At 52.2% G+C, this 916-nt stretch carries 2 protein-coding genes; one reads left to right on the top strand and one right to left on the bottom strand.

From position 1 onward, the window contains the following. Positions 1 to 359 (bottom strand): arsenate reductase (glutaredoxin) (gene arsC, locus ACTHS3_RS15365; protein ID WP_070590003.1); only part of this gene is annotated, 359 nt, incomplete at its 3' end. Positions 360 to 528: 169 nt separating this feature from the next. Here arsC and ACTHS3_RS15360 point away from each other — a divergent pair. Beyond that, positions 529 to 916: TlpA disulfide reductase family protein (locus ACTHS3_RS15360; RefSeq protein ID WP_440368417.1), on the top strand; the 388-nt coding region annotated here is incomplete at its 3' end.

Genomic DNA, 916 nt, shown 5'->3' with positions numbered 1-916 from the left:
CAGCCGAGTAGGGCGGCAATGTTTTCCAACGGACGGCCGATGGCTGCGCGCGTAGGCGTTACCAAAACGGGACGCTCGAGCAGGGCAGGGTGTTCGGCAATTGCCTGAAGCAGGGCGGCATTGTCCAAATCGGGATTGTCCAAACCCAGTTCTTTATACAAATCGTCTTTCGTGCGCATCATGTCGCGCACTGATTCGATACCGAGTTTGGCAAACATATCCTGCAAAGTCGCCAAATCAGGCGCGGTATCCAGATATTTGACTACGTCAGCGGCAACGCCTTTTTCTTCGAGCAAAGCCAGCGCGGCACGCGATTTGCTGCAACGCGGGTTGTGATAAAGTGTGAATTCAGACGGCATAAAAGTCTCCGTATTATTGCAAAATCATTCAATGATGGCGGTTATTATCGTCTGCAACTGATTTTTACTCAAACTTTTTACTTGATATCTTGATATGAATCGGTAGGCATACCCACCAAACCGTTTTACAATAAACCCCATTTCGATTGGCAACCTCAAGGATACAACCATGAAAGCCTTAACCGCCCTTCTCTTGTCCGCCGCCGTTTTTACCGCTGTGCCGGCCTTTGCCGCCGATGAAACAGCAGGCTGGCAGGACAACAAACCGCAAAGCCTGGACTCGCTCAAAGCCCCCGTGCGCGTGGTCAACCTTTGGGCAACCTGGTGCGGCCCCTGCCGTAAAGAAATGCCCGCCATGTCCGCATGGTACAAAGCTCAGAAAAAAGGCAGCGTCGATATGGTCGGCATCGCGCTGGATACCACTGACAACATCGGCAAGTTCCTAAAACAAACGCCGGTCAGCTATCCGATTTGGCGTTATACCGGTGCCAACAGCCGCAACTTCATGAAAGCCCACGGCAACAACGTCGGCGTATTGCCCTTCACAGTCGTCGAAG

Source organism: Neisseria sp. P0009.S007, assembly GCF_051962515.1.
Note: the sequence above shows the minus strand (reverse complement) of the source record. Positions and strands in the feature narration are given on the sequence as shown.